General features: G+C 52.7%; 1 protein-coding gene. It reads right to left on the bottom strand.

What is annotated here, in order from left to right:
- Positions 1–85: 85 nt before the first annotated feature.
- Positions 86–744 (bottom strand): transketolase C-terminal domain-containing protein (locus tag IEX22_RS15320; RefSeq protein WP_188669263.1); only part of this gene is annotated, 659 nt, incomplete at its 5' end.

Genomic DNA, 744 nt, shown 5'->3' with positions numbered 1-744 from the left:
ATATAGCCCATACGCTGGGCCGTTTGTATCATGAATAGTTGATCAGAGCCTGCACCTAGGACCAACAGGGCCTTTGCTGGTTGGGTCATAGTGCAATATTCCATCTGGCCAGGACTTGCCGGTAGACACTATCGGCGTCTATTTGGGTCATTTTTGCCAGTGACTGTTTGTCGCCGGCAGGCAATATGCCTTGCTCCAGCGCATTGACCAAAAGGTCACAATTGAGGCGCTGATCTCTGATGACCTGATTGATGGCCACACCGATACCGTTGTCTTTTTGCCCTTCTTCAAGGCTGATGACTTTGTCGTGTTGCTCCAGTAGCGGTAGTAGACTGGGCAGTGGCAGGGGTTTCAACCAGCGTAAATTGACTACCTGGAATTGCAGCTGCTGCTCATTAGCCAGCTTGTCCCTGAGAGCCACGGCCGTTTGCAATTGGTTGGCTACGGCAATGATCAGGCCATCTTTACCTTGGCAGATCACCTCCACTTCGTCCAGAGGAGTGAGATTGGCCGGCAGGTAATCGGATTCATTATCAGGCACGGTTTCGTAGGGATGTAGCACAATCATGGGCCCTTCAGCATGCTGAGCTCTGGCGTTTATAATCGCTTCCAGATCTCGGCCAGTGCCGGCATAGAAGATTTTCACGTCAGGCAGGCTGCGTAGCAGGCCGAAATCATAGATGCCGTGGTGGGTAGGGCCATCAAACCCGGCAAAACCCGAGCGGGCACTGACTACAGTCACAG

Origin of the sequence: Tersicoccus solisilvae, from assembly GCF_014643255.1 — a bacterium.
GTDB classification, from domain to species: domain Bacteria; phylum Actinomycetota; class Actinomycetes; order Actinomycetales; family Micrococcaceae; genus Tersicoccus; species Tersicoccus solisilvae.
The sequence above is the reverse complement of the archived record's forward strand: the minus strand, read 5'-3'. Positions and strand labels throughout refer to the sequence as shown.